25 protein-coding genes are annotated in these 25,548 nt (G+C 45.2%); 10 read left to right on the forward strand and 15 right to left on the reverse strand.

What is annotated here, in order from left to right; genetic code table 11:
• The first annotated feature begins 10 nt into the window (after positions 1-10).
• From Q9R36_RS04240 to Q9R36_RS04260, 5 genes are all read left to right on the forward strand, one after another.
• A complete protein-coding gene (locus Q9R36_RS04240; protein WP_009794217.1) occupies positions 11-301 on the forward strand; it encodes a thiamine-binding protein in 291 nt (96 codons plus the stop codon).
• Positions 298-1,062 (forward strand): ABC transporter permease, encoded by a 765-nt coding sequence (locus Q9R36_RS04245; protein ID WP_009794216.1) that lies wholly within the window; start codon positions 298-300, stop codon positions 1,060-1,062. Before Q9R36_RS04240 ends, Q9R36_RS04245 begins: the two co-directional genes overlap by 4 nt.
• Positions 1,059-1,805, forward strand: coding sequence for an ABC transporter ATP-binding protein (locus tag Q9R36_RS04250; protein WP_009794215.1), 747 nt, complete (start codon positions 1,059-1,061; stop codon positions 1,803-1,805). The genes Q9R36_RS04245 and Q9R36_RS04250 overlap by 4 nt, the downstream gene beginning before the upstream one ends.
• Positions 1,802-2,572 carry a TatD family hydrolase gene (locus Q9R36_RS04255; RefSeq protein ID WP_253616581.1) on the forward strand — a complete coding sequence of 257 codons (771 nt, stop codon included), beginning with the start codon at positions 1,802-1,804 and terminating at the stop codon, positions 2,570-2,572. The genes Q9R36_RS04250 and Q9R36_RS04255 overlap by 4 nt, the downstream gene beginning before the upstream one ends.
• Before the next feature lie 175 nt (positions 2,573-2,747).
• Positions 2,748-3,506 carry a hypothetical protein gene (locus Q9R36_RS04260; RefSeq protein WP_009794213.1) on the forward strand — a complete coding sequence of 253 codons (759 nt, stop codon included), beginning with the start codon at positions 2,748-2,750 and terminating at the stop codon, positions 3,504-3,506.
• 725 nt (positions 3,507-4,231) lie between these two features.
• Here the strand turns inward: Q9R36_RS04260 and Q9R36_RS04265 are convergent.
• The 5 genes from Q9R36_RS04265 to Q9R36_RS04285 form a co-directional block, all read right to left on the reverse strand.
• Complete coding sequence (locus Q9R36_RS04265) at positions 4,232-5,107, reverse strand: carbohydrate ABC transporter permease (protein ID WP_009794212.1); 876 nt, start codon at positions 5,105-5,107, stop codon at positions 4,232-4,234.
• A complete protein-coding gene (locus Q9R36_RS04270; RefSeq protein ID WP_094768190.1) occupies positions 5,104-6,084 on the reverse strand; it encodes a carbohydrate ABC transporter permease in 981 nt (326 codons plus the stop codon). The genes Q9R36_RS04265 and Q9R36_RS04270 overlap by 4 nt, the downstream gene beginning before the upstream one ends.
• A 74-nt stretch (positions 6,085-6,158) precedes the next feature.
• The gene (locus tag Q9R36_RS04275; RefSeq protein WP_253616580.1) at positions 6,159-7,451 is read right to left on the reverse strand and encodes an ABC transporter substrate-binding protein; all 1,293 of its coding nucleotides are present in this window, start codon (positions 7,449-7,451) and stop codon (positions 6,159-6,161) included.
• 348 nt (positions 7,452-7,799) lie between these two features.
• On the reverse strand, positions 7,800-8,420 hold the full coding sequence (locus Q9R36_RS04280) for a hypothetical protein (protein ID WP_009794209.1): 621 nt from the start codon (positions 8,418-8,420) through the stop codon (positions 7,800-7,802).
• Positions 8,404-8,931, reverse strand: coding sequence for an RNA polymerase sigma factor (locus tag Q9R36_RS04285; protein WP_311224578.1), 528 nt, complete (start codon positions 8,929-8,931; stop codon positions 8,404-8,406). Before Q9R36_RS04285 ends, Q9R36_RS04280 begins: the two co-directional genes overlap by 17 nt.
• A 660-nt stretch (positions 8,932-9,591) precedes the next feature.
• Between Q9R36_RS04285 and Q9R36_RS04290 the strand changes: the two genes are divergently transcribed.
• Positions 9,592-13,920, forward strand: a complete 4,329-nt coding sequence (locus Q9R36_RS04290; RefSeq protein WP_253616579.1) for a S8 family peptidase — start codon at positions 9,592-9,594, stop codon at positions 13,918-13,920.
• 59 nt (positions 13,921-13,979) lie between these two features.
• On the opposite strand, the gene Q9R36_RS04295 is transcribed toward Q9R36_RS04290, so the two are convergent.
• The gene (locus tag Q9R36_RS04295) at positions 13,980-14,348 is read right to left on the reverse strand and encodes a hypothetical protein (RefSeq protein ID WP_311224579.1); all 369 of its coding nucleotides are present in this window, start codon (positions 14,346-14,348) and stop codon (positions 13,980-13,982) included.
• 121 nt (positions 14,349-14,469) lie between these two features.
• On the opposite strand from Q9R36_RS04295, the gene Q9R36_RS04300 reads away from it, so the two are divergent.
• Complete coding sequence (locus Q9R36_RS04300) at positions 14,470-15,117, forward strand: cobalamin B12-binding domain-containing protein (RefSeq protein ID WP_253616578.1); 648 nt, start codon at positions 14,470-14,472, stop codon at positions 15,115-15,117.
• Positions 15,118-15,177: 60 nt separating this feature from the next.
• Positions 15,178-15,783, forward strand: a complete 606-nt coding sequence (locus Q9R36_RS04305) for a hypothetical protein (protein ID WP_009794203.1) — start codon at positions 15,178-15,180, stop codon at positions 15,781-15,783.
• Positions 15,784-15,793: 10 nt separating this feature from the next.
• On the opposite strand, the gene Q9R36_RS04310 is transcribed toward Q9R36_RS04305, so the two are convergent.
• From Q9R36_RS04310 to Q9R36_RS04345, 8 genes are all read right to left on the reverse strand, one after another.
• Entirely contained in the window at positions 15,794-18,445 is a 2,652-nt protein-coding gene (locus tag Q9R36_RS04310; RefSeq protein ID WP_311224580.1) for a CheR family methyltransferase, read from the reverse strand.
• Positions 18,446-18,605: 160 nt separating this feature from the next.
• The gene (locus tag Q9R36_RS04315; protein ID WP_311224581.1) at positions 18,606-19,286 is read right to left on the reverse strand and encodes a chemotaxis protein CheB; all 681 of its coding nucleotides are present in this window, start codon (positions 19,284-19,286) and stop codon (positions 18,606-18,608) included.
• Positions 19,287-19,665: 379 nt separating this feature from the next.
• Entirely contained in the window at positions 19,666-19,866 is a 201-nt protein-coding gene (locus Q9R36_RS04320) for a hypothetical protein (RefSeq protein WP_035402699.1), read from the reverse strand.
• A gap of 138 nt (positions 19,867-20,004) precedes the next feature.
• Positions 20,005-20,139, reverse strand: coding sequence for a YjcZ family sporulation protein (locus Q9R36_RS04325; protein WP_009794199.1), 135 nt, complete (start codon positions 20,137-20,139; stop codon positions 20,005-20,007).
• Positions 20,140-20,176: 37 nt separating this feature from the next.
• Complete coding sequence (locus Q9R36_RS04330) at positions 20,177-20,290, reverse strand: YjcZ family sporulation protein (RefSeq protein ID WP_009794198.1); 114 nt, start codon at positions 20,288-20,290, stop codon at positions 20,177-20,179.
• A gap of 218 nt (positions 20,291-20,508) precedes the next feature.
• Positions 20,509-22,056, reverse strand: coding sequence for a flotillin lipid rafts scaffold protein FloT (locus Q9R36_RS04335; RefSeq protein ID WP_009794197.1), 1,548 nt, complete (start codon positions 22,054-22,056; stop codon positions 20,509-20,511).
• Between the two features lie 15 nt (positions 22,057-22,071).
• Entirely contained in the window at positions 22,072-22,596 is a 525-nt protein-coding gene (locus tag Q9R36_RS04340) for an NfeD family membrane protein (RefSeq protein WP_253616576.1), read from the reverse strand.
• 232 nt (positions 22,597-22,828) lie between these two features.
• Entirely contained in the window at positions 22,829-23,200 is a 372-nt protein-coding gene (locus Q9R36_RS04345) for a hypothetical protein (RefSeq protein WP_022543629.1), read from the reverse strand.
• 316 nt (positions 23,201-23,516) lie between these two features.
• On the opposite strand from Q9R36_RS04345, the gene Q9R36_RS04350 reads away from it, so the two are divergent.
• Together Q9R36_RS04350 and Q9R36_RS04355 are read left to right on the forward strand one after the other, a co-directional pair.
• Entirely contained in the window at positions 23,517-23,810 is a 294-nt protein-coding gene (locus Q9R36_RS04350; RefSeq protein WP_009794193.1) for a hypothetical protein, read from the forward strand.
• Between the two features lie 89 nt (positions 23,811-23,899).
• The gene (locus Q9R36_RS04355) at positions 23,900-24,718 is read left to right on the forward strand and encodes a glycerophosphodiester phosphodiesterase (RefSeq protein ID WP_009794192.1); all 819 of its coding nucleotides are present in this window, start codon (positions 23,900-23,902) and stop codon (positions 24,716-24,718) included.
• Between the two features lie 42 nt (positions 24,719-24,760).
• Here the strand turns inward: Q9R36_RS04355 and Q9R36_RS04360 are convergent, their stop codons facing one another.
• Positions 24,761-25,495, reverse strand: a complete 735-nt coding sequence (locus tag Q9R36_RS04360; protein WP_094768303.1) for a protein-glutamine gamma-glutamyltransferase — start codon at positions 25,493-25,495, stop codon at positions 24,761-24,763.
• Positions 25,496-25,548: the final 53 nt, after the last annotated feature.

Genomic DNA, 25,548 nt, shown 5'->3' on the forward strand with positions numbered 1-25,548 from the left:
AGGAACCATAATGGCCAGTACACTGATCAGCATTCAGATTATACCTAAAACAAAAAACGGGGAAGATGTTATTCCATATGTAGATGAAGCGATTAAAATCATTGCAGAATCCGGAGTGAAATACGAGGTCCATCCGCTGGAGACAACGATGGAAGGCGAGCTTGAAGAGCTATTCCGGATCATCGCAAGGATGAATGAAAGAATGATTGCAATGGGAAGCAAAAATGTGATTTCTCAAGTCAAAATTCTGTTTCAGCCTGATGGGATCACGATGGATGACCTGACGGATAAATACAAATGAAGAAAGTGGCTGTAAAAGGATGGAAGCCGGCAGCGGTTCTCCTCCTTTTGTTCATTCTCTGGGAAGCAGCAGTAAGGCTGGCAGAAGTCCCTGCCTGGCTCCTGCCGCCGCCCTCTGACATCATGGCTGAATCTGTGGAAAGCTGGGCCCGTTTTTCCGGCCACCTGGCGTCAACGGTGCTATTATCACTGGCCGGCTTTGCACTGGGGACTGTTTTCGGGCTCACCGCGGCCATCATCCTTCACCGTCTGCCGGCTGTAAGGGAATCTGTTTACCCGCTGCTGATACTATCCCAGAATGTCCCTGTCATCGTCCTTGCCCCTCTCCTTGTCATCTGGTTCGGGTTTGGGCTGCTGCCGAAATTTATTGTCATTATTCTTGTCTGTTTTTTTCCAATCACTGTGGCAGCTTTGGACGGTTTCAGGCAGGTTCCAGCCGAGCTTAAGCATTATATGGCCATGTCAGGAGCCACCAAAAGGCAGCTGTTCTGGAAGCTGGAATGGCCCGGCTCCCTGCCCTCGCTATTTTCAGGGCTGAAAATCTCGGCCACCTACAGTGTTATGGGCGCTGTCATCTCAGAATGGCTAGGTTCGGAAAAAGGGATAGGCGTTTTTATGACTCTCGCCTCCTCCTCCTTCCGGACAGACCGTGTTTTTGTAGCCATATTTGCCATTATGATACTAAGCCTGATTTTCTTCGGAGCAATCCTTTTGGCAGAGAGCCTGCTTTTAAAATGGAATAAAAAGGAGCAGATAAAATGAATCTCCTGCACCTGGATAATATATCAAAATCTTTTGGGGAACAGATGGTCCTTAATAACTTAAGCCTTGAAGTTAATGAAGGTGAATTCGTCTCCCTTCTCGGGCCTTCGGGAAGCGGAAAAAGCACCATTTTCAATCTGATTGGGGGACTGCTTCTACCCGATGAAGGAAGCATCCAGATGAACGGCCAATCGATCAATGGCCAAAAAGGATTCATGAGTTATATGCCGCAGACCCCTTCCCTTCTTCCGTGGAGGACAGTTTTGCAAAATGTCCTTCTGGGACAGGAACTGACAGGCAGAACAGATAAGGAAAAAGCCATGGAAATGATACATAAAGCAGGGCTCGGGCAGTATGCGCATGCCTATCCGCATGAATTATCCGGCGGAATGAAGCAGCGCGCTTCCTTCATCAGGGCGCTGCTCAGCCCGCAGGAGCTTCTTTGCCTGGATGAGCCCTTTTCAGCGCTGGATGAACTGACGCGGCTTGATATGCAGAAGTGGCTCCTGACCATTTGGGAAGAGCAGCGGCCGGCCATCATCTTTATCACTCATAATATTGAAGAAGCTCTTTTTCTGTCAGATCGCATCATCGTCTTATCAGAAAAGCCGGCCCATACAGCAGCGGAATTTACGGTGCCTTTTTCCCGGCCAAGAAGAGAAGAACTGTTCCTGGAAGAGGAATTTCTGGAATGGAAAAGAAAAGTCCATCATTCGCTGCGGCCAAAGAGGGAAAAAGGATGAACAAGATTATTGACAGCCATATCCACCTGGACCGCTATGCTGATCAGGATATTGCTGATATTTGCAGCATACCGGAGCTCGAATCACTCGTAACTGTCTCGTGGGATCTCAGCTCCTGCAAAAAGAACCTGCTCCTTGCAGAGAGGTTTTCAAAGGTAAAGCCGGCTTTTGGGTACCATCCGGAACAGGTCCTCCCTCCTGAAGCAGAACTTGCTGATCTGATAGGCTGGATGGGGGATCATAAAGAAAATATGATAGCCATCGGAGAGGTCGGCCTTCCATACTATTTAAGACATGAACAGGGTGCTTCCTTTATAGGCCTGGAACCTTATCTTGAAATACTGGAGCTGTTTGTCCAGAAAGCAAAGGAGTGGCAGCTCCCCGTCATCCTCCATAGCATCTATGAAGATGCAGAGATAGTATGCAGCCTGCTTGAAAAGTATTCTATTGAAAAAGCCCATTTTCATTGGTTCAAAGGCTCAGCTCTTACGGCTGAACGAATAGCCGCCAATGGCTATTTCATCTCAGTGACTCCTGATGTATTGTACGAAGGGGAAATTCAATCTCTGGTAAAAGACTATCCAATCAGGCAGGTGATGGCAGAAACAGACGGTCCCTGGCCATTCGAAGGGCCTTTCAATAAACAAATGACTTCACCACTCATGATCCATCGTTCAGCAGCTAAAATCGCTGAAATCAAAAAAATGGCATTGCCGGAGGTATATACGCTCCTGCTGACTAATACCAGGGATTTTTATAGAATATGAGAAGCACTCTGTTTACGCAGGGTGCTTTTTGTTGGTAAAACAGGAATGGGATATTAAAAGACACATCTGATCTCTTTAGTAGTATAGAACCATTTTTCCTTTAATAAATTTTCCCCATATCTCCAAATGGAAATATAAGGTACAGTAAAAGAAAAACTTATTGGAGGACTGCTGAATGAAAAAATATGGTCTGATTCTGCTTATCATCCTGTTTTCTTTTTCCACCTCTGCTTTTGCCCAGCCGGAAACTGCCAGCCTGATTCCCTCTGAAGAACAATTTCTTAAGCTCGTAAAGAAGACAGAAGAGTATAAGGACTTTAAAGATGACTTTCTCTCAAACGATCCTTATATCCTGAATCCGCTTAAAGACGAAAAGGACCAGCAGTATGGCTGGATTGTCCAGTATGAGATTAAATATAAGGAAGAAGCTTCACTTGCCGCAGGCGGTGCAGCCACTGTCAGTTTCTCCTCCATCCTTACGTTTGCTTATGACAGCATCAATGATGATATGCAGGCTTATATTATCGACTATAGCAGCATTCTCAAAGATCAAGCTATCTATCTTGAAGAACTCTCCACCGGCACCACCACTGCAATTGATGTGTCTGAGACAGATTTATACGCAGAACTTGCCGTGCAGACGGAGGAAAAAGCAGAAAGCATGGTCAGTTCAGCGGGGCTGCAAAGCGGGAATCCTGCAGGTGAAGAAGGTGTGAACGGAAGCAACTATCTTTGCTGGCAATGTACAAGCTATACCAATGGGAGCGTTTCTCTTCCATGTGCCAATTTGGTCGGCAGCTACTGTTCATCGGGCTCACAATATTCAGTCGGCAGGCTGCTGTGCGCCGGCAAAACAATCATTGATTGCTATGTGCCCAAGGATAAGGTTTGTGTAAAAGGCGTCTGGAAAACCACCTGTCCGGCACCGGCTTAATTGATTATAAAGAAAGAAGGCTTGCCATCCGCGTTAAGTAGCAGTGGCTATATATGCCAGCAGATAAGAAAGTTGGGAAGATGAAGAGTCAGTAACCGGTGACAGAAATATAAGGGGAGTATTTACTGTTAAATTCAGATTAATAGTGTTTTTGGAGAAAATAAGGGAAGTTTCTCCCTCTATGCAAAGTAAAACTACCTGTTTTCACGTCCTTCAAGTCAAATAAGAGGAATTTATCCCTCTATTAAAGCTGTTTTTAGTACTATATGCAAAATAAGGGGAATTTGTCCCTCTATAATTTTCAAATAGCAGGGAACCTAGTTTCACTGTTTAAGCATGCAAAAGTATAACGGGAAATCCTCGGTTTTTCTACTATTCAGCGTTTGGTGCATAAATTAAATTAGAATAACATATTAAATAGAAAAAGCTTGGGATATCCCAAGCTTTTTCGGTTTGTTAAATCCCCTGTTATTTACGTTACGAAAACGTATCTTATTAGGCCTGTGATTTAAGATTTGTTCACATTATCTGAACTGCTAACATCCACGGCATGGCTTCTTTCTTTTTGAGCATCTATTCGGCTATTTTACAGCCTGAGACATAGGATGCTGGTCATCCAGACCTTTCCACCGAACGTGGCGTTATTAGTCTGAGGACCTTTTGGGGGCAAACCGTTTCTGCTTTTCTATTTGTAGAGCTCATCCAGCTATAGAGCCTGCCTTTTCTTACCCCTTACTCCCCGATGCTATATTTGAGCCTTCGATGAAGTGTTTTTGGAAGAAAAAGAACAGCAGGACGACCGGCAGAAGAACGGTTACTGACATGGCCATCAGGTAGTGCCACTGGGTGGATACTGTTCCTTTGAATGTCTGCAGTCCAATCTGCAGAGTATACAGGCTTTCATCATTTATATACAGCAGCGGGCCCAGCAGGTCATTCCATGCTCCATTAAAGGAGAACAGCGCGACTGTAATAAGTGCGGGTTTGGTAAGCGGGAGCATGATATTCCACCAGATCTGCAGATGGCTCGCACCGTCAAGAACCGCCGCTTCAATCAATTCATTCGGGATGCCCATCATGAACTGCCTTAACAGGAAGATGAAAAATGCACTTCCCAGGAAGGCAGGAACGATCAAGGGAAGATAAGTGTTGATCCATCCCAGCTTAGAAAACAGGATGTATTGCGGAACCATAGTGACAAAACCCGGTATCAGCATGGTAGATAATACGATGACGAAAAGAGCATTTCTGCCTTTGAAACGAATTTTTGCGAATGCATAGGCAACGAGAGAATTAACAAGCACGCTCCCAATCATGCCGGCAAGAGCAATAAATAAGGTGTTAAACGCCCATCTTGTAAATGGCGCTGTCTGCCATGCCTCCAGATAATTCGAGAAATGGAATTCGGTCGGAATGAAGGTTGGCGGGTATTGGGCGATTTCCTGCGGTGATTTCAGGGAAGTTGAAATCATCCACCACAGCGGCGATAGTATCAGTATGCTTCCAGCCAGAAGCAGGAAAGCAACAAAGAGATGCTTTGTCCGCTGCCTGAATTTTTTTGTCTCATAGAACCTCGGTGCTTCAGCAGCTGCCTGCTTCATTTGTTGTCTCCTCCTTCATAGTGAACCCATTTTTTTCCGAGTGTCAGATTGATGACTGTCAGTACCATGACAATCAGGAACAGCAGCCAAGCCATCGCTGAGGCGTAGCCCATATCAAAAATTTCAAACGCATTGTTCCACATATGAAGGTTGTAGAACAGCAGGGAATTCCCCGGACCTCCGTCTCCGTTCTCGGTCATCACATACGCTTCCTGGAAAATTTGAAAAGATCCAATAGTGCTTGTAATGACATCAAAGAAGATGATCGGTGAAATCATCGGCAGAGTGATATGGAAAAATTTCTGGAATGAACTTGCCCCATCCAGGTCTGCTGCTTCATACATCTGGGCCGAAACTCCCTGCAGGCTGGCAAGATACAGGAGCATGCCTCCGCCGACGCTCCACATCTTCATTAGCAGCAGGGCAGGCTTTGTCCATTCAGGATCAAACAGCCATGCCGGGCCTTCTATGCCAAACCAGGCAAGGAAAGTGTTGACAAGGCCTGTCGAAGGACTTAATAGCTGCATCCATAAAAAATAGACAGCGACACCAGAAAGAATGGCAGGCAGATAATAGACTGTCCTGAAAAATTTCATCCCTTTTACCCTCTGATTCAGCAGCACAGCCAGAAGGATAGCGCCAGCCGTGGTCAATGGTACGGAAAATAATACATAATAGATTGTATTCCAGAGCGATGTTTTGAAAAGATCATCAATCGTAAACATCCTTTTAAAATTATCCAGCCCGATGAAGTTCATTCTTGACGTTATATTATAATCTGTAAAACTTGCAAATAATGAAAATAAGAGCGGTCCGAGAGTCAGTCCCAGAAAGCCGATGATCCAGGGACTAATGAATAAATAGCCAAATAAATTATCTTTCGCTTTTCGCGAAAGCCGCTTCGGCTCAGACTTAGCCTTCTCTTTGCCCATGCTGTTCGCTTCGTTTTGAGCAATTGTAGAGTCATACGATTTCATACCCCTTCACCCTTTCCCAGAAATGATTGCATTCGAAGAAGAGAAGGAGATCCCTTCTCTTCTTCCAGAATGTATTATCTTTTTAGTTTTTCAACGTCTTTTTCCGCTTTCTCCAGTGCCTCTTCAGGCGACTGCTTCCCAAGCAGGGCATTGTCGATCTGTGGATTTACCCTGCTCAAATAATCAGGATATTCAACCGGGATTGGGAAAAGCTGAGTATCTTCAAGATTTTTTATGGTCGCTTCATAGACCTCTTTATCTTTTCCTTCAAGCTCTTCTGCTGCAGCGTCTGCACCTTCAATGCTGGCAACATTGTCAAAGTTCTCCATAGCCCAGTATTTCTGAGCTTCAGGTCCGGTCAGATACTTAATGAAGTCCATTGCTTCTTCCGGATTGCTGGAGCCTTTTGGCACCTCGGCAACAAAACCGCCTCCATCACTCCAGTTTTCAGCTCCTTCTTCATAAGCCGGGATTGGAGCTACTCCAAAATCCATATCCTGCCCATAGTCCCTGATCTGAGTATAAAAAGTTCCTACATCCACCCACATGGCCACTTTTCCGGCAATGAAAGGATTGGACTGTTCACTTCCAAATTCGGCCTTCAGCGCCTGAACATTTGACTCGCCAAGGCGGTCCTGCCATTTGAGAGCCCATTCCAGTGCTTCTACTTTTTTAGGCGTATTGATTTTCAGCTCACCATTGTCGATGAAGTTCTTTCCTCCATCAGCACTGATCATCCAGCTGCCTGCCCCAATGCTTCCCCAAAGCGGATAGAATCCGACCCTGTCATAGGTTTTGCCGTTTTTCACATCAAGCTTTTCGGCATATTCTTCAAGCTCTGCCCATGTAGAAGGCGGCTTATTTGGATCAAGGCCGGCTTCTTTGAACGCTGTTTTGTTATAGAATAGAAGTCTGGTATCAGTATTGAATGGAACTGCATAAGGCTTGTCTTCATAAAGGACTGTGTCCCAAAGATGAGGATAAAACTGATCCTTGAAGCCTTCATCCATATATTTGCTTAAATCTTCAACCTGTTTGGCTTCCGCCCGCTGCCCGACTGTATTGATATCATTGATGATGACATCTGCCGGGTTCCCGGCAGCTACTGAAGCAAGGTTCTTTGTCCAAATATCTCCCCAAGGCAAATATGTATGCTTAACAAAAACCTTATCCTGTGACCCATTGTAATCGTCTATGATTTTTTCAATGATTGGCCTTCTTGTTTCTGATCCCCAGAATGTCCAGAAATCAATGACTACTTTTCCATCCTTCGTTTTTTCCGCCTGGGCAGACTCTCCGCCTGAGCATCCGGCCAGAACGCCAAGAAGCAGAAAGACAGAAATTAATAAGGCTATCCCCTTTTTCATATGTATCCCCCTAATATTTGTCTAATTTTTTTCTCCCTAAATAACACCCAGCTGCCTTTGCGCAAAGGATCCATAACGGTGCTGAACTCCGAGAAGGAATTTACTGTAAAACTACCCGCTTCTTCTGCTTCTAAACCTGCTTGTCAAAAAAATATCGAAAATTGTCTAAATATTTTTTTCTAAATTTGGATTCACGTACCAGTCCTGCTATTTTGCAGTATGAATATTCTGCATGCACAAACAAAAAAGGCGCATGGGCATTTCCATCCCATGTGCCTTTTCCTATTGTTATTTAAATTGGCCTCTTTCTGCCGGCCTCTTCAATTCCCCATCTATACTGCTTTTTCATCATCCGGCTTTCTTCCAGCTGAACCCTTCCTTTTTCAGGGTTTTGAAAATGCTTCTGGATAACTTTTCAGGCGCCTTAAAGAATTCTTTACTGCTCTCCTCCCGGAAGTAAATGACCTCATTGACATTCCAAAGTTTCAGCTGAAGCGTGTCGCCTCCTTTAAACCTTATAAGAGCGTCATATGAAGGCTTTTCTGCCGGAGTATAATTGGTTGGGGCCGATTCATGCAGCATGGACCTGATCATTGCTTTCATGAAAGGGTTTTCGGCATAGCTGGATTCATTAAGCTCTATATTGACGCCGTTGGTAATGTAGCTGTATTCTGAATCTGTTTCTGCTGTAATGACATCCGCTATCGGCAGCTCCTTCAGTTCAGCGAAGGTGCTGTCCTGATCCGGAATGCTGAATTGGGAGTAAAAATAGACAGCCGCAACAAAAAACGCTGCTGCAGTCAAAAGAGGTCCCTTCACCCAAGGGAACTGCCTGACCTGTTTTTTCCCAAGCCTCCCGGGTTCTGCAGCTTCCATAATCTTTTTGAAGGAACGGTCCTTTTGCATTTTGGAACGGGGAATATCATCAAGCTTTTCAAATGATATCGTATCTTCAAATAACTCCTTCAAGGGTATCCCCCCTTTTTTCCATCTCTTTTTTCAGGGCAGCCATTGCCCTGGATGTGGTTATTTTCACTTTGTTCTCATTCCATCCCAGGACCTGTGCTGTTTCCTTGATTGAAAACTCCTTGATTTTCCGGAGGATAAGGACTTCCTGGTAGCTCAGCTTCAGTGCATGGATGGCAGCATAGAGCCTGGCTGTTTTTTCCCCTTTTACCATAATTTCCACTGGTGTGTCATGACCTGAATCAAATTGATATTTTTCAATGGAAAAGAACTTGAAGCGGTTACTCTTCCGGATATAATCAATGGCTACATTTCTTGAAATCCTCACAAGCCAGGTGAAGATATGGGATTCGCCATTGAATTGGTGGAAATGCTTATAAGCTTTTATAAACGTATCCTGAGTCAGATCTTCTGCTATTTCTTTATTGTTTACATACATGAAGATATATCCGTAGATTTTGTCGCTGTATTCGTAATAGATGTTCTCAAACGTTTCTGCAGAAACTTTATTCATTGTAGGCGCCCCCTCTTGCACATAGTTAGACGATTGACAGCAGAAAAGGAAACAGCTTCCATTCATATTTTTTATTTTTTATTGGAGGACAGGCCTTACCTGCATCTTTCCTCCTGCCCTGGACAGGAAAAGTAGAGACAAAGCATCATTTTCAAACTTTTTTATAAAATGATGCAATATGTCTGCAACTTTTTCAGATTCTGTATGGTTACGTAAAATGTCTCCAAGGCTGCAGGCAGCTTTTCTTATTTTTTCTACAATTTCTTCTATATTCCTCCCTTCCTCTTTTAAAATCCCGCGATCTATTTAGCTGGAGCTTCTTTCAATTTTTCTTGGCAAACCTGACTTATATAATCTTATTCTCTTATTTTTTCAGCATCAGCCTCTCTTTTTAGCAACATATGGATATAATTCCCTGCTTTTGTACAGCAGAATGGATTGAAAAAGGCCTATGAATCGTCCATGCGCGTTTTAACTGCTGGGATGATTGAATGATTTCATGGAGAAGAGTACTTTTTCCATCATATTTCGACAACTTGATTCTTTTATTTCCGATACAGTAAGTGTCACAGCGGGAAATGCCATAACTGGAAAATTTATAGAAAGGAGGGCTGTAAGCTGCTGTAATGAAAAATGAATAGAAAAGAGGAGGAATAGTTCATGAAGAACAAGAAGCATTTTCGCTGGCTTTATCTCTTGCTCACGGCACTTTTGATCATTCCGCTGCTTAGTCCTTATCAAGCACAGGCGGATGCCGGCAAGTCTCCGCATGTTTCGATGAAGAAAGCTTCCCCCGGGTCTTCAAAAAACAAAATCTCGGGCAGGCTCCTTGATCAATTTGATGGAAAAGACAAGGTCACCTTCCTTATAAAAATGAAAGAGCAGGCGGACACAAAAAAAGCCGCTCAAGAAGCAGCTAAAAAAGCTTCAGCTGATAAAGCAACTTCCTCCAAGGCAAAATTCATGAAAAGATCTGCAGTAGTTTCCTCTTTAAGAGCCGTCGCAGCCGAAACACAGGCCGGAGTACTAAAATATATTGAGCAGCAGGAAAAAGCCGGCAAAGCGAAAGATAGCAAATCCTTCTATATTGTGAACAGCATTGCCGTCACAGCCACTAAAGATGTCATGGAAAAGCTCGCAAGCTTTCCAGAAGTAGACAAAATCCTTCCTAATGACACCAGACAGCTTCATAAGCCTGTAAAAGAAGCCTCTAAGCCTTCCATCCAGATGGAACAAACAGCAGACAATAAAACCAGCTCCATTGAATGGAACATAGACAGGGTCGGTGCCCCAGCCGCCTGGGACATGGGCATAGACGGGTCCGGGACTGTTGTCGCCTCAATTGATACAGGCGTCCAGTGGAACCATCCCGCGCTCAAGGAAAAATACCGCGGCTATGATCCTTCAAACCCTGATCAGCCTTCACATACTTACAACTGGTTTGATGCAGTAGGAGGACAATCCTCCCCATATGACGACGATGGCCATGGCACTCACGTTACCGGCACCATGGTCGGTTCCGATCCTGGCGGTGCAAACCAGATTGGAGTTGCACCAGGAGCCAAATTTATTTCTGTAAAAGCTTTCAGTCCAAGCGGGGGCTCAGATGTCGACCTTCTGGAGGCTGGGGAATGGATCCTTGCTCCTAAAGATGCCAATGGCACTCCACACCCTGAACAGGCTCCGGATGTTGTAAATAACAGCTGGGGCGGCGGACCCGGACTTGATGAATGGTACCGTCCGATGGTCCAGTCATGGCGCGCAGCCGAAATCTTCCCGGAATTTTCAGCAGGAAATACAACACTGACCAATCCAGGCGGACCTGGTTCAGTCGCCTCTCCAGGCAATTATCCAGAGTCTTTTACTACCGGGGCAACAGACATCAATAACCGGCTGGGCTCTTTCTCTCTTCAAGGGCCTTCGCCATATGAAGAAATAAAGCCTGACATTGCAGCACCAGGGGTAAATATCCGTTCGTCAGTTCCGGGTTCAGGTTATGAAGGAGGCTGGAACGGAACTTCCATGGCTGGCCCTCACGTAGCTGCGGCTGCAGCTTTGCTGAGGCAGGCAGATTCAAGCCTGACAGTAGATGAAATTGAAGAAATCCTGTCAGCAACTGCTGTACCGCTTACAGACTCCACATTCCCGAATGTACCGAATAACGGCTATGGCCATGGACTTGTCAATGTGTTCGATGCCGTCTCTTCCGTCGTTTCAGGCCTGGGCAAATTAAAGGGCCAGGTTTCCAAAGAAGGAGATGACGAAGAAGCGCCATCCATTTCACATGACGCACAGACTGAAACATATGCCGGTATGGACCTTGCTGTTCAGGCTGATGTTTCAGATAATATCAGTGTTACAAATGCCGTGCTTGAATATGTGAAGCCTGACGGAAGTACGGCAGCAGTTAGAGCCGAAAGAGTATCCGGCAGCTATACTGATGGAACCTATGAGGCTGTCATCCCTGGGGAGGATATCCAGGAACCCTCTCTTTCCTATCAGTGGAAAGCCGTAGACTTCGGCGGAAACAGCGCCGAGTCTGCTACATTTGAAGTTACTGTCATCCCGGGGATCAGCACGGGATACAGCCAGGATTTTGAGTCCCAGCCTGCAGGCTGGACTTCATATGGAACAAATGACAGCTGGGAATGGGGAGCGCCGGCATCCGGCCCGGGAAATGCCGCATCAGGTGAGAAAGTCTATGCGACCGCTCTTGGAGGAAATTATGCCAACTCAGCTAATATGACGCTTCTCATGCCGCCCGTTGACCTGGGCGAAGGCAATGCCTATCTGCAATTCAAACAATGGCACGAGCTGGAGAACCGCTATGATTATGGCCATGTTTTTGTGTCAACAGATATGGAGAATTGGACCCAAAAGCTGAGGGTGAACGGCAATACAGCCGGATGGATTGACGGCGAAGTCGATCTGAGCGAATATGCCGGCCAGCGCATCTATATTGCCTTCAATGTTACAACTGACAGCTCAGTCCAAAAACAAGGCTGGTATTTGGACGATGTGTCCCTGTCAGATACACCTAACGCACCATCCAAGAAAGCCCAGCTTGGAAAAACCGGTCCAGCCGGGCCATCCGGGCCGGCAGTGTCTGCTAAAAAGCAAATCGACCCTGCCAAAATTGTTCCTGAACAAGAGCAAGGGAAAAAAGAGCAGGAAAATGGTTCTGCCCCATCCCCTGCATTACTTCCTGTAAATGCGGAAGTCACCGTATTGGAGACAGGGCGTTCAGTCTTTACAGATCCGCAGGATGGCTCCTATGAAATGACCCACGCATCCGGCACTTATACGGTGCAGGCAGAGGCTTACGGGTTCCGGTCAGAATCACAAAGCGTCAATATCCCTGAAGACGGAGAGGCATCAGCAAACTTTGTACTGGAAGAAATTCCGGAAGGAACTGTTACAGGTTCGGTTACTAACGAATTGACCGGCGAGCCTGTACCGGGAGCCATGGTTATGCTTATGGAAGATGCAGCTGTTGAACCAGTCTACGCGGATGAGAATGGACAATATACGCTAACAGCCTATGAAGGGACATACACCTTAAAGGTTGTTGCTCCATCCTACTATAGCGAAGAAGCCGAAATAACAATCGAAGGCAGTTCAAGTGCCGAACAAAATATCCAGCTGAAGCCATTCATTGGCTATCCTGGTGAGATCGGCTATGACGACGGATCAGCAGAAAATGCAAGAGCATTTTATGATGCCGGTAACGGCTGGGCTGTGAAAATGTCACTTGAAAATGGCCAGAACAGCGCAATGGTCACCGGCGGAATATTCCGCTTCTGGGACACAGAATGGCCGGTGCCAGGAGGAACGGAATTCCAGGTTGCAGTCTTTGACGCAAGCGGTCCTGACGGTGCCCCGGGGAAAAAACTTGCCGGGCCATTTGAAGCATCTGCTTTAAGAAACGGTGAATGGACCCGTGTTGATTTAAGAGACAAAGGCATCATGGTCAATGGCGATTTTTACATGGTCTATATCCAATCAGCTCCAAATCCAAATACCCCGGGCCTTGCTACTGATGAAGACGGTCCAAATGCAGGGCGGAGCTGGCAGCTGGTCGGCGGTGCCTGGTCACCAGTTCCGGCAGAAGAAGGCAACTATATGATACGGGCTGCAGTGGACTACGAAGTGAATGCCCCAGTTATCACATCGCCTGCCGACGGGACCATCACAAAGCAAAAACAGACAGTGATTGAAGGAAATTCTGCCCCATCCACAGCGGTCCACCTGTACATTAACGGTGAAAAGGCTGCGGAAACAACAGCAGACGACTCCGGGAAATTTACTGTAGAAGCGGAATTGAACGAGGGAGAAAATATCCTGACTGCCAAAGCCGCCACTGACAGTGGGACAACTGACTCTTCCGCCCCTGTAAAAGTCATTGTGGATACGGAAAAACCGGAACTGACAATTACCTCCCCTGCTGACGGCTTAAAAACAAATAAGGAAACAGTTACTGTCGAAGGTACTGTTGCAGATGCGAACCTTGATTGGGTAAAAGTCAATGGAAAAAAAGCTTCAGTCCAGGACGGAGCCTATTCATTAAGGATCCTTTTAAACGAAGGTGAAAATATCATCACTGTCACTGCTCAGGACAAGGCAAAAAACAAGATAAACAAAAAAGTGACAGTGTTTGCTAAATACACCGCGCCTGTCATTGAGAACCTGCTGCCGGAAGAAAATAAAGATCTGAAATCCGGCGAAAGCGTCAAGATTGAATTTGAGAGTGAACCAGGCCTGAAAGCTGTATTCTCCATCAGAATGCCGCTGACAAATACCGGCGGACAGCTGACAAATGCTCTGGAGCTTCCGATGATGGAAACGTCGGAGGGCCATTATGTGGGCTACTATACAGCAACGAAGAACGTCAAAGCCCCTGGCGCAGAAATTGAAGTCAAGGTGACGGACGATTATGGAAATGAAACAAGAGAGACAGCTGGAGGCAAGCTGAACATCAACGCTAAATAATCAGGCACAGAAGAAGCCCGCCGGGAAACCGGCGGGCTTTCTTGTTGTTCATTTTGCCTCTAGGCCTGGCTTCCCCCTGCTTCCAAAGCTTCAAGGACCTTTATGCCTTCTTCAAGAGCTTGAATGTAAAAGTTTTTCTCCTCAGCATCTGTCTCATTCATCTCTTCAATCAGCCATTTAAAATTCAGTACCAGATAAAAAGAATCGAGTCCCCTGGAAGTGAGTATATCCTGGAGCCACTTGCTGTAATCAGTGAAAATTTGGATGCTTTCCAGCTTATAGGCAGTTTCCAAATATTGAAAGTGATAATTTATATCTTCTTCTGTCCTCCTCTTTCCTGATTCCCCGAACTTCTCAAGGGATGGAAACTCTTCATAGAAGAGCTCAAAAAGCTTTTTGACGATTCTATCTTTATCATGTTTTTCCATCTTGGGCCCTCCTCTATAATTTTGCCATGAACGCGATTTCTATTCTCATATATAGTATACTATTAATAAGAGATTGTTTTTGGGACATCGGTCACAATTATTTTATCAGGAGTTGATATCATTGTATTCAGCAGCAGCCAAGGAGCTTGCCAGTTACCTGTTGAAAGGCGATATTTACGGAAGCTGGGCCATTATCCAGGAATATGATTATAAAGACTATCAATCCTGCTATATATTTGAAAGTTTGCTGAGCGAGAGTATGCATTATATTGGAGAGCTATGGCAAAAGGACCTCATTACTGTGGCGGATGAACATCTTGCGACTGGAATATGTGATTACATTCTAACCAAGTACTCTTTTGAAAAAGGCCAGAAAGCAGCACAGGGAAGAAGAGCCCTCCTCTTTTGTCCGGAGGGCGAACAGCATTATCTCGGACTAAAGATGACAGCTTCCATATTCAAAGAAAATGGCTGGGAGGTAAAAAATCTAGGTGCCAGCCTGCCATTGGAATATGCCTTGAACAGTGCGGAAAAATGGAAGCCGGATGTTATCGGCATCTCATTGTCACTGACCCACCATCTTCCTTTATTGAAGAAATATATAGAAGAGCTTGAACAGCTGTCGTTCCGTCCAAAGATTCTGGTAGGCAGCAGACTGATCAACCGCTATGATTTTACACCATTCTGCAGCAAAGAAACCGTTCTAATTAAGAAATTGGAAGATCTTGAGCCCTGGATTTTAAGCCAATCTAAAGAGATTGCTATATAATACAGTTATCAGCCTGCAGGTCCTGCAGGCTGTCATTTTACCAAAAAGGAGTCATTATACATGAAAACGGATTTAAACTTGCTGCCTATCCCTTTTTTCATATTGGATATTGACTTGAAAATTGTGTTCGCTTCTGAAGCAGCCGAGGACAGATTTCCCTATTGCATCAGCTTTATCCAGCTTGCTGACCAGGACAGCCTTGAAAAAGTATTCAGCATGCCTGAGAAAAAAAGCGGAGAAATGATTGAAATTAATCTGCGCACCTCTGGAAATGCAGTTGAACTTTTTAATATCTATTATTCACGCATCCCTGAAAAGAAGCTTATCTATGTATGCTGTGCCCCCATTTCTTCAAATCTTTTGGAGGTTCAGCATCATCTGGCCATGCTCCGAAACAGGCTTTCATCCCTGCAGCCGGCAGAATTGAAGCCGCGAGGCCTGCATAATCCCCTCCTTTTTGAAGTAAGCAGCAATGCGCATGAAAAACTAATGGCAATCGAACATAAAAAGAAGCTGAAAAGCATAAGCCATTCAGCTTCTGAATCAATCGATCTGATAAACATTCTTCAGCCCCTTGCCATCGAACATGGAAAAGCGGAGTATTTGGAGAGGATCCAGAAAAATCTATTGAATATGATGTCAGCGGCAGACTCTTTAATAGACTGAGAGCCTGCCTTTATTGAATGCAGGGAATACGGATTTCTGCTGTCGTCCCTTTCCCTTCAATACTTGCATAATTGAGAGTGCCTTTGTGGTTCTCAATGATCCTGAAGCTGACCATGACTCCCAGGCCTGTCCCTTTTTCTTTTGTAGTGTAAAACGGCTCTCCCATTTTATTAAGCTGCTTCTCGGGTATCCCTTTTCCCTGATCGGATATTTTGACGAGCAGATTTTTTCCTTCCATCCCCGTCTCAATCAGGATTGTCCCTCCGTTTTCCATTGCTTCAATCGCGTTTTTCACCATATTGATGAAAACTTGCTTCAGCTCTTTTTCATTTCCCCTGATCTTTGGCAGTGCATCCTGATGGACTGCTGTGATGCTTATATTCTGCATAATGGCCTGTGTATCAAGAAGGACACAAACATCCTGGATGACTTTGGAAACATTGACCAGGTCATAAACAGCTGCTTTAGGCTTTGCAAGGACAAGGAACTCGTCAATGATGGCTTCCAGCCTGCCGAATTCAGACATCATGACTTCAGTGTATTCCTTGTTATAGCTGCCAGTCTGCATCATCAGCTGCAGAAATCCTTTCAGGGAAGTCAGCGGATTGCGGATCTCATGGACAATTCCTGCAGCAAGCTGCCCTACTGCAGACAGCATTTCTGATTTCTGCAGCATAGCCTCGGATGCCTTATGGACTGTAATATCTTCTATGATGCCAAGATAGCTGCTGACATCTCCGGACTGGTCCTCGATTGGCAAAAAGCAGACGTTCTCCCACCTGGCGATTCCGCCATCAAGCGGATAGGACATGCTGCCTTTCCACACTTCCTTCGCAATGATGGCATTTTCAATTTCTTCAAAATCAGCTGTATCCATTTGATCTCTGTAAAGGTCTTTAATATTCCTTCCCACAAAGCTGTCAGGCTTTCCCTCATGCTCGGCAAATTCTCTATTATGGTATTCAATATTGCCAGATTTATCAATGATCAAGATCCTGGATGGACTCTGATCAAGGGCATTGGAGGTCAGTTTGAGCTTCTGGTTGAATCGTTTTATTTCGGTAATATCATTGAAGGTAAAGACAACCCCGTCCATCACATTCTCACTTGTACGATACGGAAATGCCTGCATCAGATACCATTTATGATCCTTGGACATGAGCTCTTTCTCAATTTTACTAAATGATTTGACGACTCTTTCAGCATCCTCCACAAGTGATGCCTGTTCAAAATTATGCGAGATGTGGAAAAACGGCCTGCCGACATCCATATCAATGACATTGATGACCTTTTTGGCTTCCGGTGTAAAAAGGCGGATATTCAGTTCAGCATCCAGAAATACCGCTGCTATATTTGTGCTGATGAGCAGATTATCCATATCATCGGCAAGGGCGGTCACTTCTTTGATCTTTTGTTCATACTCATTGTTTACATTCACAAGCTCTTCATTGATCGAATGCATCTCTTCATTGGCGCTCTGCATTTCTTCATTGGCTGCAATAAGCTCTTCATTTGCAGACTGGAGTTCTTCATTGGATGTCTCAAGCTCCTCAATGGTTGTCTGGAGTGTCTGCTGAGTATAGTACAGCTCCTGCTCCAGGTCTGCTATCCTCTCGGCCACCGTGCTGTGCGGATCGAAGTAAAGTGGCATCGTTTTCTTTTCCTTCGTATTCTGGTCTTCATCAAAAAGGATGATGACCAGCGATTCGTTGGCTGCAAATTTCTTTACGATCAGATCAAAATACCGGTTCTCGCCATCTACGTCAAAATGGACGTTTTTATATCGTACCTCACTCCGCTCACCATCTAACTTCTTCAGGGCAGTCCCAATCATGACAGACAGGTGGACAGGGACCATTTTGTAAATGCTTTTGCTCGCGGATTCATTCAGGAAATTCAGATACTTATTCGCCCGGCGGGACGTGAATATTACCTCATTGACTTCATTCAGGACGATGCACGGAAGCACATAATTATCCATAAGGGTTTGATGGATAGCCGCCCTCCTGCGTGCAGAGAGTGAATCTGCCGCAATGCTCCTATTTTCAGCTTGATCTGCCGAAACCGGCATTTTTGAAACTCTCCCTTCTGACTGCACCACCCAGTTCTCAGAAATCGCATTTTTATAGATATTCCATTTGCTGTTGACAGGACGGAAGAAATGGGACATTTTCCCGGTTGTTTCGCTGTGTCCGAGAACAAGTGTGCCCTTTTCTGTTAAAGCAAAATTAAAGAGCGACAGCAGTTTTCGCTGCAGGTCCGGCTGAAAGTAAATCATGACGTTCCTGCAGCTGATTAAATCCATGTTGACAAAAGGAGAGTCTTTTATCAAATTATGTGGAGCAAAGACGACATGGCTGCGGATGCGCTTGATGATTTCCCAGCTGTCTCCTTTTTTCACAAAATAATTCTTCAGCAGTTCCTTTGGTATGCCTTCTGTCTGATGGCCGGGATAAATCCCCCGTCTGGCAAACTCTATTGCATCTTTATTTATATCTGTTGCAAAGACCCTAATGTTAAGGTCTAAGCCCATCCTCTGCACATAGCGGTCGAACAAAATTGCGTAGGAGTATGCTTCCTGACCTGTGGAACAGCCGGCAATCCAGATTCTGAGCTCTTCCTTTGCAGCCGCCTTCCGGTGGACGGCTTCCGGTACGATCACATCCTCAATGATCTTGAAAGCTTCCTCATCCCTGAAAAAGTGGGTAACGCCGATCAGCAGGTCTTTTTGAAGATGTTCAACCTCTCCGCTGTTTGCCTGCAGATAATCCAGATATTGTTCAACGCTTTGATGCTTGGATTCAAGCTGCAGGATCCGCCGTTCAATTCTTCTTATAATGCTGTTTTTTCTTATAGCATGCGAAGTCCAATCCAGTTTTCTTTTTTATCAGGCCAAAAATTTCTTCTAAGGTTTCCTGGCTGTAGCGGGGCAGGACACTTTCATTGAAGGAACTAAGAATAGAGGGCATGTTGGAAGGGGCCTCAATATAATCTGCATAGCCTGAAAGAATTGCACTTTCCGGCATATCATTGAATTTAGCTGACTGTCCATCCTGGACTATAACCGTTCCGCCATTATCTTTAATCGCTTTAACTCCAGCCATTCCATCATTTCCTTTTCCTGAAAAGATTATGGAAACCGCCTTGTCCTTTTTGCTCGCAGCGAGGGATATCAGAAAGGCATCTATCGGAAAATGCAGCTGTTTGTCTTTTTCGTATCCGCTCACCTTGAATGTACCGTCTTCAATGGACGTATAGGAATCCGGGGGATTCAGATAGATGGTGTCAGGCTGGATCTGCATCCCTTCCTTGATCCGCAATATTTTCATTTTGGTCTTCTTTGCCAAAAGTTCCGGCATAAAGCTTTTATATTTGGAGGATAAATGCTGAACAACTATATACGCCATTCCGGAATCGGCAGGTACTTTCGAAAAGAACTGTTCAATGGCATCCAGTCCCCCGGCAGACGCGCCAATTCCTACAATATAAAATTCTTTTCCCAAAGATTTTTTTCCGGCAGTGTTAATTGATTGTTTCATAGACATATATTTTTATTGATTCCTCCTGATTAATGCCGAAATGAGCCAGCCTCCACTGTGGCCGAACGCTGGATATTCAATAACGATGACAGGACTTCAAGGGAAAAAATTGATAATAGCAGAGTCCGTCAAAGCCTCTGAAACAGATAGGGGAATACGGGCATTGATTCCACTTATAGGAAATTCGTTTATACTCCGATTATAGAGGTTCTTTAACAGCCAATCAAGATTTGTCATTAAATCATTTGCATGTGGCATTTCCGCCAAGTTCCCTCCATTTCTGGCCCGGAAGGATTTCTTCTCTGTACATAGAAAAAAGCCTTCTCAAATGAAGGCTCCCCGCTCAATCTATCCGTTTATGCTTATTCAGCAGCTCTTTGAACATATTCAGTACAACGATCCTATCCTCTTTATCAAAAGAAGCAATCCACTTTGATACAATGCCGTTTTCCTTTGGGTTAAGCTCCCGCTGAAGCCCGCTTTCCAGAAGGCCGTGAATCTCATCGAGCGTGTATGCCCTGTCCTCAGTCTGATGCTCCATCATTCTCTCCTCCATTTACTGTTTTTGTTTACATTCCCTTTAGGCAGGGGGATAAAACACTTAAATTTATGTGGAGGGGACTTGTACAGAACCCGGTATACAAAGGAGAGACAGGATGCCCTGTCCCCCCCTTTCACTTTATTACCATTTAAAGCAGGCTGCACCAACGATGATCAGAAGGATGAATAGTACAACAATCAGCGCAAACCCGCCGCCGTAGCCGCCGCCTCCGTAGCCGCAGCCGCCATAGCCGCCGTATCCGTATCCGTATGCCATTGGAAGATCTCCTCCTTTTATTCTTTGTCAGTACCGTTTAGTAGCCGTAGCCGCCTCCGCCATAACCCCAAGAAGCACCGATGATAATCAATAAAATGAACAATACTACCAGCAGGGCAAAACCTCCGCCGTATCCGCATCCGTCTGACATTTGTAAAACCTCCTTTAGTTGATTCAATATATCCTATTCAGCAATGAGCTATTGTGCGAATAGACTAACGCACAATTTTTAGGTCATTTCCTCAGAGGCAAACAAACAGGGAGGCAGAAACAGCCAATAAAAAAACTGGCGGCATTAGTCACCAAAGCCGGCAATTGAAAAAAATTAAAATGAAAGGCGCAGGAATCGCTCTTCCTGCGCCTGAAACCTTATGGTGTGCTGATGGTCCCTTTTTCCCCTTCTTTCTTCTGGGCCGCCTCCTTCAGCTCATATGTGAGTTCATCCAGGCTCTGGCGTACATTATGCTTGCCTGAGAGGTTTTCGAGCAGTTCTTTCACATCGATGCCTGAAGAAGCTTTCAGCGTTTCCTGCATGGTGCTCATTAGATTTGTTGCATAGCCAGCAACCCTGTTGGCCCCGCTGCTTTTTCCATCGCCGCCTGTATCGACGACCGTGATTTTATCAATATTGGATAACGGGCTCGCAACCTGTTTGGCATATTCAGGAAGCATTTTGAGGACCATATCGAGAACTGCAGCCTCTCCGAATTGCTCAAACGCCTCAGCAATTTTCCGCTTGGCCTCTCCTTCTGCAAGTCCTTTCAGGCGGATAATTTCGGCTTCAGATTCCCCTTGGGCTCTTAAGGCATCCGCCTTGGCAAGGCCGTCAACCCTGACCCGCTCGGCCTCTGCCTTTGCTTGCGATTCAATGCGGTACTGATTGGCATCAGCTGCTGTAATCTGTTTACGCTTCTCTGCTTCTGCAGCCTGCTCCACAGCATAACGGTCTGCATCTGCCTTCTTTTTAACCTCGGAATCGTATTGCTTTTCACGCCTCAGGATTTCTTTTTCCTCCAGCTCGATCTGTTTCTGCCTTTCAATGATCCTGATCTGCATTTCATGCTCAGTAACTTCCTGTTTGGCCCTGGCTGTTTCCAGATCATAAGCCTGGTCGGCACGTGCCTTGGCGATATCCTGATCCCTGCGGTAATCTGCCATTTTCATCTTATTTTCCTTTTCGGCCTCAGCTATCTCGGTTGCCCTCTCCAGCTCTGCCTTTTTGGCGTCTTTATCAGCTTCTGCCTTTTTGATCCTCGTTTCTTTATCGGCTTCGGCTGTTGCAATATCCGCATCCCTTTTGACCTGAGCAATTCTTGGCTTGCCCAAAGAATCCAGATAGCCGTTTTTGTCCCTTACATCTTTGATTGTCAACGAAACGATCACAAGGCCCATCTTAGCCAGATCCTGGGAGGCTACTCTTTGGACCTCCTGGGAGAATTTATCTCTGTTTTTGTAAATTTCTTCGACAGTCATTGAACCAAGGATGGAACGCAGGTGTCCTTCGAGCACTTCCTTTGCCTCGTTCTCCCTGTCTTCCTTTGATTTTCCAAGGAACTGTTCTGCTGCAGTGGCGATTTCACTGATGGAGCCGCCTATTTTAATGATGGCAGTGCCATCGGCCATCACTGGAACACCTTGTTCGGTGTATACCTCTGGCGTTGATACCTCAAGCTTGCTTGAAAGCAGGCTCAATGGCTCTGCCTGCTGAAATACCGGAAGGACGAAGGTCCCTCCTCCCCTGATGATCTTAATTTTATTGCCGGACTCATCCACGTGGACCCGCTTGTTTCCAAGATAGCTGCCTGTCACGATCAGAGCCTCGTCAGGTCCTGCCGTCTTATACTTAGTAACAAATACACCGAGCAGAGCAATTAAAAGAAAAGCTGCAACACCAACTACCACCCAAATCATTGCCATTCTGTTCCCTCCTGTTTATAATCCTTCATGCCTGACAACCTGAAGGACATTTTCTTTAACTTCTATAATGAGTACTTCCTGGCCTTCTTCAATTGTCCCTCCTTTAAAACTCTGGGCTGACTTGGCAATCCTCCCGCTGACACTTTCAATCAGCACTTCACCGAAACCGTCATCAGGTATCGGGATAATGACCTTCCCAACCCTGCCTCTTAAGGATTCATCTGTATAGACAAGTGATTCTTCCGCTTGGGATAAAGGGATCAGCACAAAAAGATATAAAACGGCATCCAAAACGAAAGCGATTGCCGCCGAGATGGCTATGATGAAGATGCTGTCCATCCCGGTTGTATATTCCATCAGGAAGCCGGCTGCCGAAAAAATCGTCATAAAAGCAAAAATCAGTATGGGGTCCAGGAAAGGGCTGATATCACCGGCTCCCCCCAAAACATCTCCGAACAAAATATATAAAACTATTATTCCGCCTGAAAAACACAAAATGTACAAGTATAGAGTCTGGACCGGCAACCCGAAGATCTCCATATCAATATCAAACCTCCCTCCCGCTTCTCGCACACAACATACAACGGCCTAAAAACTTAGCACAATTATAGATGATTTGCTTTTCCTCCCCCTCTGACTATCCAACTGGAAGCTTCTGTATTATTTACGAATGGGCATGGCAAAAGTTTCAATTTTCTAAAAATTACCCATAAAAAAAAGCATGGTTTCCCATGCTATCATGCAGCAAGCTCATAAGCTCCGTTGCCTTTAGTTAGCTGGCAGGACTATGCTGGCTGGTTTCTTTTATATTTTCAAATGAAAATTGATATATAACATTTTCTTCAACAGGAATTTCCAGCCATCTTCTGACCCCATATTTCGTCATCATTTCTTTGTATGATGGCCTGCAGTTTTCCAGGAGTGCCACTTTCAATGTTTCAAATCCATCTGAGTGCAGGACAGCCTCTTCAATCTGTCTCCTGATTTCAGCGGCAGTGGGTTCATCTGATTTTTTCAGCGGCAGTGTAACGACCAGAACATCATTCAGAACTTTTTCTTCCAGCGTCAGCTTAGAAGCAGAAAGCTTCTTGAAATACCTGCTCAGTTTCCATATATTAATTCCATCTACGGTTTCCCAAATCATAATTCTTCCTCCGGCTAATCTGATTGGATCCATTTAAAAATTATGTAATCCTGCTCCGTACCTACCATATCATACTATCAGCTAAAACAGAAATAGACTAATCTACCAAAATTGATTCCATTCCCTATAGCTGTGCCTGGTTCAAACTGAGGCAGAGTAGTCAATCCGGCCTAAGATCCCACATCAGGCGGCCGCCTGGCAGACAGCCTCTTTTTGTCATCGGCCCTGCCGCTGCTGCATACGCTAGTAAAGGCTTTACTTAGAATCAATTTACTCGCTTGGCAAGCATTATATTTTAGCGGAGGTTGCAGATACCATGAGATCAGACCGATATACCGGCAGGCGGACAATCAGATGGAAGATTCCTTTCCTCATCCTGTTGACGGCTGCAGCAGTTCTTCTGATTTTCTACTATTCTACCAGTCTTATTAAGATAGAATCACCGAAAAAAGATCTGGGTCAAAAGGTAGTCATTGAACTGCCTGCAGGCAAGAATATTTACACTTATGAAAAACTGCTGATCAAAGAAAATGGAAAGCTTTACTATAAAGGTGAACGAAACGAAATAGATTTGACTGGCGGCAGGATCATATATGAAGATTGGGATTAAGTTTTCTTTTGCCGAAACAGGAGCAGTTCATTATGATAGATTGTCAGGGTAAAAGAAAACAGGAGGTTACAATTCCCCAGTAAAAGGAGATGAAAAGCTTGGGCAGCTACCGGAATGGATTAACACTGCTTTTAGCCAGGCTGAAAGTCCATCGAAAAGTACAGGAGGCACATGGCAGCCTGCCAGCAAAGCTCAAAATCGGACACCGTGGAGCGGCAGGATCCAGGCCGGAAAATACCTTCTCATCATTTGACTATGCGCTTCAAATGGGAGCAGATTTTCTTGAATTTGATGTCCAGCGGACCAAGGACGGTAGACTTGCGGTTATTCATGATTCGACTGTCGACCGGACAACAGACGGCAAGGGAAAAGTTTCTTCCCTGACATGGAAAGAGCTGAGAAGCCTGGATGCGGGCAGCTGGCATTCAACGGAATATGCGGGGGAAATCATCCCGTCATTCACTGAAATGCTGGACAAATATGCCGGTAAAGCCGGGCTCCTGATTGAACTGAAGAAGCCGGCCCTTTACCCGGGTATAGAAGAACAGATTGCAGAAGAGCTAAAGAGCCGGGAGCTGGACAAGGGCCCTGGATCCCGCATTATCATCCAATCTTTTGACAGGAGCTCAATGAAAAAGATTCGTAGCCTGCTCCCTTCCATCCCGGTCGGGATTCTCCTGAATTACAAAACGAAAAGGATGACCGCAAGGGAGCTTGAACAGATTGCAAAGTATGCCTGCTATATAAATCCAAAGCATACTATCGCAAGCAGACAGCTTCTGGACCGGATACATCAAAAAGGGATGAAGGCCATTATCTGGACCATCAGAACAGAAAAAGAAGCAGGAAAAGCATTGAAGCTTCCTGCTGACGGCATTGTAACAGATTTTATCGAGCTCCTTGATTGACTGAAGTGCACTCGATGCCTGATTTTAAGGCAAACTCCCTGCCTAAAACCCCTGGATCCTTTTAGCAAATTGAAATAAATAACGGAAATTGATCCTGCTATGCTGGGAGATAAGGAATGCTGATCTGGTGGCATTTGGTTTCCTGAGTGTATTGAGGGCAGCAACCATTTCCTGCTCTGACTTGATGCCAATTCCATGCCCAAAATAAGCATCATTGCCCAGATAGACCGCATTCTCCCCCGTCCAGACCGGATGCCGGAAATCGGGATTATAAAAATAGACAATGTCGCCTGGAATAAAGTTTGATCCTATTTTTGTAACAATGCCCAGATCTCTGTCATAATTCCAATCCCATACGAGCAGATTTTGGAACAGCTGATTGAAGTAGCGGACAGAAATAGACTCAAGCACTGCCTTGTATAAGATAAGCACGATGGCCGTTGAACATTCAAAAGCATATTTGCTGCCATTGGAAAAAACATCGTTGACCGCTTCAGAAGGGCGGACGTCCGGCCTTAAGGCATATCCCGCCCTTGTTTTTATCCAATATGCCGGATTGAAGAATGAGTCTTGAAAGGCGGCAAATACAGCGCCGCTTTCACTCAGCTTCCTCGAGTAGTACAGGATCTTTTCCCTCGTTTCCAGCTCAAACAATAGCTCACCGGCATTTGAATAATAAAATGTCTCCGGGCTTCTATCTAAAGCTTGCCATATAGCCCTTTGGGTTTCTGGCAGCATATCGGCGGACAGGCCTGGAAATACGGGCAGCTGTATCATAGAAAACTCCTTTCCAAGTACGGCTTTCCTATACCTTATGGCAGAGTGCTCTT

Source organism: Bacillus sp. AG4(2022), from assembly GCF_031844465.1.
In the GTDB taxonomy this organism is placed as follows: Bacteria; Bacillota; Bacilli; order Bacillales; family Cytobacillaceae; genus Bacillus_AB; species Bacillus_AB infantis.

What these genes read in the sequence shown, in the direction of transcription:
- Q9R36_RS04240 (WP_009794217.1), top strand. Translation starts at nt 11, where the DNA reads ATGGCCAGTACACTGATCAGCATTCAGATTATACCTAAAACAAAAAAC.
- Q9R36_RS04245 (WP_009794216.1), top strand. Translation starts at nt 298, where the DNA reads ATGAAGAAAGTGGCTGTAAAAGGATGGAAGCCGGCAGCGGTTCTCCTC.
- Q9R36_RS04250 (WP_009794215.1), top strand. Translation starts at nt 1,059, where the DNA reads ATGAATCTCCTGCACCTGGATAATATATCAAAATCTTTTGGGGAACAG.
- Q9R36_RS04255 (WP_253616581.1), top strand. Translation starts at nt 1,802, where the DNA reads ATGAACAAGATTATTGACAGCCATATCCACCTGGACCGCTATGCTGAT.
- Q9R36_RS04260 (WP_009794213.1), top strand. Translation starts at nt 2,748, where the DNA reads ATGAAAAAATATGGTCTGATTCTGCTTATCATCCTGTTTTCTTTTTCC.
- Q9R36_RS04265 (WP_009794212.1), bottom strand. Translation starts at nt 5,107, where the DNA reads ATGAAGCAGGCAGCTGCTGAAGCACCGAGGTTCTATGAGACAAAAAAA.
- Q9R36_RS04270 (WP_094768190.1), bottom strand. Translation starts at nt 6,084, where the DNA reads ATGAAATCGTATGACTCTACAATTGCTCAAAACGAAGCGAACAGCATG.
- Q9R36_RS04275 (WP_253616580.1), bottom strand. Translation starts at nt 7,451, where the DNA reads ATGAAAAAGGGGATAGCCTTATTAATTTCTGTCTTTCTGCTTCTTGGC.
- Q9R36_RS04285 (WP_311224578.1), bottom strand. Translation starts at nt 8,931, where the DNA reads ATGAATAAAGTTTCTGCAGAAACGTTTGAGAACATCTATTACGAATAC.
- Q9R36_RS04290 (WP_253616579.1), top strand. Translation starts at nt 9,592, where the DNA reads ATGAAGAACAAGAAGCATTTTCGCTGGCTTTATCTCTTGCTCACGGCA.
- Q9R36_RS04295 (WP_311224579.1), bottom strand. Translation starts at nt 14,348, where the DNA reads ATGGAAAAACATGATAAAGATAGAATCGTCAAAAAGCTTTTTGAGCTC.
- Q9R36_RS04305 (WP_009794203.1), top strand. Translation starts at nt 15,178, where the DNA reads ATGAAAACGGATTTAAACTTGCTGCCTATCCCTTTTTTCATATTGGAT.
- Q9R36_RS04320 (WP_035402699.1), bottom strand. Translation starts at nt 19,866, where the DNA reads ATGATGGAGCATCAGACTGAGGACAGGGCATACACGCTCGATGAGATT.
- Q9R36_RS04325 (WP_009794199.1), bottom strand. Translation starts at nt 20,139, where the DNA reads ATGGCATACGGATACGGATACGGCGGCTATGGCGGCTGCGGCTACGGA.
- Q9R36_RS04330 (WP_009794198.1), bottom strand. Translation starts at nt 20,290, where the DNA reads ATGTCAGACGGATGCGGATACGGCGGAGGTTTTGCCCTGCTGGTAGTA.
- Q9R36_RS04335 (WP_009794197.1), bottom strand. Translation starts at nt 22,056, where the DNA reads ATGGCAATGATTTGGGTGGTAGTTGGTGTTGCAGCTTTTCTTTTAATT.
- Q9R36_RS04340 (WP_253616576.1), bottom strand. Translation starts at nt 22,596, where the DNA reads ATGGAGATCTTCGGGTTGCCGGTCCAGACTCTATACTTGTACATTTTG.
- Q9R36_RS04345 (WP_022543629.1), bottom strand. Translation starts at nt 23,200, where the DNA reads ATGATTTGGGAAACCGTAGATGGAATTAATATATGGAAACTGAGCAGG.
- Q9R36_RS04350 (WP_009794193.1), top strand. Translation starts at nt 23,517, where the DNA reads ATGAGATCAGACCGATATACCGGCAGGCGGACAATCAGATGGAAGATT.
- Q9R36_RS04355 (WP_009794192.1), top strand. Translation starts at nt 23,900, where the DNA reads ATGAAAAGCTTGGGCAGCTACCGGAATGGATTAACACTGCTTTTAGCC.
- Q9R36_RS04360 (WP_094768303.1), bottom strand. Translation starts at nt 25,495, where the DNA reads ATGATACAGCTGCCCGTATTTCCAGGCCTGTCCGCCGATATGCTGCCA.